This is a genomic window from Streptomyces sp. NPDC056480, from assembly GCF_042795405.1.
Classification (GTDB): domain Bacteria; phylum Actinomycetota; class Actinomycetes; order Streptomycetales; family Streptomycetaceae; genus Streptomyces.
The window spans coordinates 1-6,607 of the sequence record NZ_JBHTSA010000211.1; the positions used below are offsets into that span (position 1 = coordinate 1).

General features: G+C 70.8%; 6 protein-coding genes. All 6 read right to left on the reverse strand.

The genetic code is table 11. The features are described from left to right. Nucleotides 1-77 precede the first annotated feature (77 nt). Entirely contained in the window at nucleotides 78-1,433 is a 1,356-nt protein-coding gene (locus tag ACFQ79_RS39745) for a pseudouridine synthase (protein ID WP_383593065.1), read from the reverse strand. Next, nucleotides 1,433-2,038 carry an SMC-Scp complex subunit ScpB gene (scpB, locus tag ACFQ79_RS39750; RefSeq protein ID WP_055599421.1) on the reverse strand — a complete coding sequence of 202 codons (606 nt, stop codon included), beginning with the start codon at nucleotides 2,036-2,038 and terminating at the stop codon, nucleotides 1,433-1,435. Before scpB ends, ACFQ79_RS39745 begins: the two co-directional genes overlap by 1 nt. After that, nucleotides 2,035-3,246, reverse strand: a complete 1,212-nt coding sequence (locus ACFQ79_RS39755; protein WP_383593068.1) for a segregation and condensation protein A — start codon at nucleotides 3,244-3,246, stop codon at nucleotides 2,035-2,037. The genes scpB and ACFQ79_RS39755 overlap by 4 nt, the downstream gene beginning before the upstream one ends. Before the next feature lie 45 nt (nucleotides 3,247-3,291). After that, nucleotides 3,292-3,801: a hypothetical protein gene (locus tag ACFQ79_RS39760; protein ID WP_383593071.1), complete on the reverse strand. Its 510-nt coding sequence runs from the start codon at nucleotides 3,799-3,801 to the stop codon at nucleotides 3,292-3,294. Next, nucleotides 3,786-4,811, reverse strand: coding sequence for a ParA family protein (locus tag ACFQ79_RS39765; protein ID WP_037637819.1), 1,026 nt, complete (start codon nucleotides 4,809-4,811; stop codon nucleotides 3,786-3,788). The genes ACFQ79_RS39760 and ACFQ79_RS39765 overlap by 16 nt, the downstream gene beginning before the upstream one ends. Before the next feature lie 449 nt (nucleotides 4,812-5,260). Then, nucleotides 5,261-6,376, reverse strand: a complete 1,116-nt coding sequence (gene ald / locus ACFQ79_RS39770) for an alanine dehydrogenase (protein WP_329277265.1) — start codon at nucleotides 6,374-6,376, stop codon at nucleotides 5,261-5,263. Nucleotides 6,377-6,607 lie beyond the last annotated feature (231 nt).

The window sequence follows — 6,607 nt, forward strand, 5'->3', positions numbered from 1 at the left end:
CTTCTCGGGTACTCACGGGCTTCTCAGGTACCGCGGATACTCACGGGCTTCTCAGGTACTGCGGAGGCCGGAAGGCCCTACATGCCGACTTCCTTCATCAGCATGCCGACCTCCGTGTTGGTGAGCCGGCGCAGCCAGCCCGACTTCTGGTCGCCCAGACCGATCGGGCCGAAGGCCGTACGGACCAGCTTCTCGACCGGGAAGCCCGCCTCGGCGAGCATGCGGCGCACGATGTGCTTGCGGCCCTCGTGCAGCGTGACCTCGACCAGGTAGTTCTTGCCGGTCTGCTCGACCACGCGGAAGTGGTCGGCCTTGGCGTAGCCGTCCTCCAGCTGGATGCCGTCCTTGAGGCGCTTGCCGACCTCGCGGGGCAGCGGGCCGGTGATGGCGGCCAGGTAGGTCTTCTTCACGCCGTACTTCGGGTGCGTGAGGCGGTGGGCCAGCTCACCGTGGTTGGTGAGCAGGATGATGCCCTCGGTCTCCGTGTCGAGCCGGCCGACGTGGAAGAGACGCGTCTCACGGTTGGTGACGTAGTCGCCGAGGCACTGGCGGCCGTCCGGGTCCTCCATGGTGGAGACGACACCGGCCGGCTTGTTCAGCGCGAAGAACAGGTACGACTGGGTGGCGACGGTCAGGCCGTCCACCTTGATCTCGTCCTTCTCCGGGTCGACGCGCTTGCCCTGCTCCAGGACGATCTCGCCGTTGACCTCGACGCGGGCCTGCTCGATGAGCTCCTCACAGGCACGCCGCGAACCCATGCCGGCGCGGGCGAGGACCTTCTGCAGCCGCTCGCCCTCCTGCTCGGCGCCGGGGAAGGTCTTCGGGGTCTTGATCTCGGGCCGGTTCTCGTACCGCTCCCGGTTGCGCTGCTCGATCTTGGCGTCGAGCTCGCGCGAGCGGGCCGGGGCCTGGCGCTGGCCGTGCGGGCCACGACGGGGCGGCATGCCGCCCTGAGGGGCCTTGGGGCCGCCCTTGGCGCCGCCGCGGGCCGCGGAGCCGCGACCCTTCTTCGGGGCCTCGGCGGGAGGGCTCACGTCGTAGGAGCGCTCCTCGGGGCGAGGCCGGCGCGGGTTGCTGGGGCTCTTCTGGCCGTCACGGCCGCCGCCCTGGTAGCCACCGCCACCGGAGCCGCTGCCACCGCGGTAGCCACCGCCACCGGAGCCGCTGCCGCCGCGGTAGCCACCGCCGCCGGAGCCACTGCCGCCGCCGCTGCCGCCGCGGTAGCCGCCACCACTGCCGCTGCCACCGCTGCTGCCGCCCCGGTAGCCGCCACCGCCACCGCTGCCACTGCCGCCACCGGAGCCCCGGTAGCCGCCACCGCCGGCGCCGCTGCCACCACGGCCGCCACCGCTGCTGCCGCCGCGGCCGCCGCTGTTGCCACCACGGCTCCCGCCGTTGTTTCCGCTGCTGTTCCTGCCGCTGCTGCTTCGCATCAAACTTCCGTCTTGTCGTCGTCGTCCTCACGATCCGGTGCATCCGGATCGAACGACGGGACCCCTTCCAGAGAGTCCGGCTCGACCGCCTCCGCCTCGGGGAGGAAGGGCGCGAGCTCGGGGAGCTCGTCCAGGCCGCGCAGGCCCATCCGCTCCAGGAAGTAGTTCGTCGTCCTGTACAGGATCGCACCTGTTTCGGGTTCCGCGCCCGTCTCCTCCACCAGACCCCTCTGGAGGAGGGTCCTCATCACCCCGTCGCAGTTCACTCCGCGGACCGCGGAGACCCGCGAACGGCTGACCGGCTGGCGGTACGCGACGACCGCGAGGGTCTCCAGGGCCGCTTGGGTGAGCCGGGCCTGCTGGCCCTCCAGGACGAAGGCCTCGACGGCCGCGGCGTGGGCGGCGCGGGTGTAGTAGCGCCAGCCGCCGGCCACCTGCCGCAGCTCGAAGCCACGGCCCTGCACGGTGTACTCGTCGGCCAGCTCGCGCAGGGCGTCGGCCACCTCGCGGGGGGTGCGCTCCAGGACCTTGGCGAGATGCGCCTCGGTGGCGGGCTCGTCGACGACCATGAGGACGGCTTCGAGAGAGGGCTTGAGGTCGCTCATGCGGTGGTCTCCTGGTCGAACTCGTCGGTCACGGCCGCCGCGGGATCGCCCTCCCCGCCGGTCCAGGAGACCGTGAGGTCCCCCAGGGCGGTCTCCTGGTCGAGGGCGACGGCCTTCTCCCGGTAGAGCTCCAGGAGGGCGAGGAAGCGGGCGACGACGGTGAGGGTGTCGTCGCCGACGTCCTCGATGAGCTCCCGGAAGAGCGCGGTGCCGCGCTCCCGCAGCAGCGAGACGACCACGGCGGCCTGCTCGCGGACGCTGACGAGCGGGGCGTGGATGTGGTCGACGTACACCTGCGGCTCGGCCTTGGGCTGCATGGCCTTGACGGCCAGCCTGGCGAAGCCCTCGGCGCCGATGGAGATGACGACCTCGGGAAGCAGCTCGGCGTGGTGGGGTTCGAGTCCTACGGTACGGGGGTGGCGCCGGCCCTCGGCCTCCCAGCGCTCCTCGAAGATCGCGGCGATGCGTTTGTACGCGCGGTACTGGAGGAGCCGGGCGAAGAGCAGGTCGCGGGCCTCCAGGAGCGCGAGGTCGGCCTCGTCCTCGACCTCGGCGGCGGGCAGCAGCCGGGCGGCCTTGAGGTCGAGCAGCGTGGCGGCGACGACGAGGAACTCGGTGGTCTGGTCGAGGTCCCCGTCGGGCCCGAGGGCCCGCAGATGCGCCATGAACTCATCGGTGACCTGGGAGAGGGCGACCTCGGTGACGTCGAGCTTGTGCTTGGTGATCAGCTGAAGCAGCAGATCGAAGGGCCCCTCGAAATTGGCCAACCGCACGGTGAACCGCCCGTCCCCACCGTCACCCCCGCCCACGGGCTCAGGCGCGGGCGCAGCCACAGGCGCGGGCCCAGACCCGGGCGCAGCCACAGGCGCGGGCTCGTGCACGACTCCGGGTTCGGCCTCGGGCCCACTCTCGTCCCCGGGCACGGCCTCCAGCGCAGTCCCGAGCCCGGCATCCCGCCCGGGCGCAATCGCGGGCTCGGTCAGAGCACCGGCACCGGCACCGGCACCGGTACCGGCACCTGCGCCGGCCCCGGCTGCCGTACGTTCCGCGACGGCGTCGTCGGCCGGGCCCGCCGCCGTCCCGTGGCCGTCCCAGCCCGTCCCCGCTCCCGCGGCCTCCGCCTCCGCGGGGCCCTCCGGGTCGGCCGGGCCGCGCCCCAGGGCGCGGCGGCGGGGTGGGCGGGACGTTTCGTCAGGGGCGTGGTGCATGGAGGTCCAGGGGAACGGAGAGCGGCGGCAGCCCGCAGGCTACCGTCAGCGGCCGCGCAGGCGGCGCACGAGGATGCTCGCGTCGCCGCGGGACTCCAGGTCCGCCAGGACGACCGCGACGGCCTCCCGGACGATCCGGCCCCGGTCCACGGCGAGACCGTGCTCGCCCCGGAGGACGAGACGGGCGTGCTCCAGGTCCATCAGCTCCTCGGCGGAGACGTAGACCGTGATCTTCTCGTCGTGCCGCTCACGGCCGCTGGGCCGCCGGTTCGGGGCCCTGCCGCCGCGCCGCCGGGCCGCCGCCGGGGCGGGCACCGCGGCGGTGGGCGTCGCCTGCTTCGGAGCGGCGGCACCCTCGGGCTCCGCCGTCCTGGCGCGCGGCTCCGACGCCTCGGAGTCGGCCGCCGTGTGCTCCGCGGAGCCCTCGGCCGCCGTCGTGTCGCTCTCGCCCGCGGGTGCCGGGACGGCCCGGCGGGGTGCGGACGCCTGGAGCGCCGTCCCCCCGGTCGTACGGAAGAGTTCGTCGGCGCCGGGCAGACTCACTCGGCGTGACACCGGGCGAGCACCTCCCTGGCGAGCTGACGATAGGCGGCGGCGCCCACGGAGTTGGAGGCGTACGTGGTGATGGGCTCGCCGGCGACCGTGGTCTCCGGGAAGCGCACCGTCCGCCCGATGACCGTGTGGTACACGTGGTCGTCGAAGGCCTCGACGACGCGCGCGAGGACCTCACGGCTGTGCACGGTACGGGAGTCGTACATCGTGGCGAGGATGCCGTCGAGCTCCAGCTCGGGGTTGAGCCGCTCCTGGACCTTCTCGATGGTCTCGGTCAGCAGCGCCACTCCGCGGAGCGCGAAGAACTCGCATTCCAGCGGCACGATGACCTTGTGAGCCGCCGTCAGGGCGTTCACGGTCAGCAGGCCGAGCGAGGGCTGACAGTCGATCACGATGTAGTCGTAGTCGTTCATCAGCGGCTTCAGGGCGCGCTGGAGCGTCGACTCGCGCGCGACCTCGCTGACGAGCTGGACTTCGGCGGCCGAGAGGTCGATGTTGCTCGGCAGCAGGTCCATGTTGGGTACGGCGGTCTTGAGGAGGACCTCGTCCGCCGACATGCCCCGCTCCATGAGCAGGTTGTAGACGGTGAGGTCGAGCTCCATCGGGTTCACGCCGAGGCCGACCGACAGGGCTCCCTGCGGGTCGAAGTCGACGAGCAGCACCCGTCGTCCGTACTCCGCGAGCGCGGCACCCAGGTTGATGGTCGACGTGGTCTTGCCGACGCCGCCCTTCTGGTTGCACATCGCGATGATCTTCGCGGGTCCGTGGTCCGTCAGCGGACCGGGGATCGGGAAGTACGGCAGGGGCCGTCCCGTCGGGCCGATCCGCTCGCGGCGCTGACGGGCAGCGTCGGGTGCGAGGGTGGCCGCGTACTCGGGGTCGGGCTCGTACTCGGCGTCGGGGTCGTAGAAGTGCCCCTCGGGCACCTCGTCAAAGGCGGCGAAGTGGGTGGACTCTCGGCCCATCTCGTTGCCGGCCGTGGCGTTCACGTGTAGGCCGTCCATCGTCTTCATCGTGTGGGCTGTCGTCATGGGCTGGTGCGTCGCGAAGGTCCGCACCGCGACGGAGCCGATCGGAGCACCTGGCGCACCGCTCCCGGGAGTAATTGTCGACTCATTCACAAGTCGTCTTACCTCCTTGGATGTCACCAGGAACATTTATCGATAGGTCAGCGTGGCACCATGCCGACGGTTGGCGACTCTATGGCGTGTCACCGCTCCGCAGCAACACAATCCGCCGGACCCGGCCCGATGTGTCGGCAACCGAACACCTCTCTGTCAAGGGTGCGCAGGCATGCATCCACACGTTTCAGGGGTGTGCGAAACGGTTAAAGGGTTACGTTCGAGGCGAGTTGGCCGAACGTTCCGCCGGGTCCGGACACACATCCGGCCGGACCTTGTCGAACAAGGTCCGGCCGGGTGTGCGGCATTGACGGCACGCGTTGACGGCGGTGCCGGGAGGGTCAGCCCAGGAGGGTGCCCAGCTCGACGTGCTCGAGACCGTGCGCCTCGGCGACCTCCTTGTAAACCACCTTGCCGTCATGGGTGTTGAGGCCCAGAGCGAGGGCGGCGTCGCGGCGCAGCGCCTCGGCCCAGCCGTTGTTCGCCAGCGACACGATGTAGGGCAGCGTGGCGTTGGTGAGGGCGTAGGTGGAGGTGTTCGGGACCGCGCCCGGCATGTTGGCGACGCAGTAGAAGACCGAGTTGTGGACCTGGAAGGTCGGCTCGGCGTGGGTGGTCGCGTGCGAGTCCTCGAAGCAGCCGCCCTGGTCGATCGCAATGTCGACAAGGACACTTCCGGGCTTCATCTTGGCGACGAGCTCGTTGGTGACCAGCTTCGGGGCCTTGGCGCCCGGGATGAGGACGGCGCCGATGACGAGGTCGGCCTCGACGACGGCCTTCTCCAGCTCGTAGGCGTTGGAGACGATCGTCTTCACCTTGGTGCCGAAGATCTTGTCGGCCTCGCGGAGCTTGTTGATGTCACGGTCGAGCAGGGTCACGTGGAAGCCCATGCCGACGGCGATCTGGGTGGCGTTCCAGCCGGAGACGCCGCCGCCGATGACGACGCACTCGCCGGCGTGGGTGCCGGGGACGCCGCCGGGGAGCACACCGCGGCCGCCGACCGAGCGCATCAGGTGGTAGGCGCCGACCTGCGGGGCCAGGCGGCCCGCGACCTCGGACATCGGGGCGAGCAGCGGGAGGGCGCGGTTGGCGGTCTCCACGGTCTCGTACGCGATGGCGGTGGTGCCGGACTCCAGGAGCGCGTCCGTGCACTCGCGGGAGGCGGCGAGGTGCAGGTAGGTGAAGAGCGTCTGGTCCTTGCGGAGGCGGTGGTACTCCTCCGCGATGGGCTCCTTGACCTTGAGCAACAGGTCGGCGGTGGCCCAGACCTCGTCGGCGGTGGGGAGGATCTCGGCGCCGGCGGCGACGTACTCCTCGTCCGTGATCGAGGAGCCGACACCGGCGTTCTGCTCGACGAAGACCTGGTGGCCGTGGCGGACGAGCTCGTGGACACCGGCGGGGGTGATGGCCACGCGGAACTCGTTGTTCTTGACCTCGCGGGGGATGCCGACCTTCATCGTCGATCACGGTCCTTGAATCAGGGGGGATACATGGGGCACTGCGATACATACCCGGATGCACTGCGGCGCACCGGGGCAGACCACGTTCGAACGCGGCGCACCCAGTCTAATGAAGGAGTTCCCGCTGTCTAGCCTTTCAAAGTACTAATCTTCGATCGACCCACTGCGGATTTCGTAGGCAGATGATTCCGTTTCCAGCAGTCTTTCGGCCGCGGCCCGGTGCAGCCG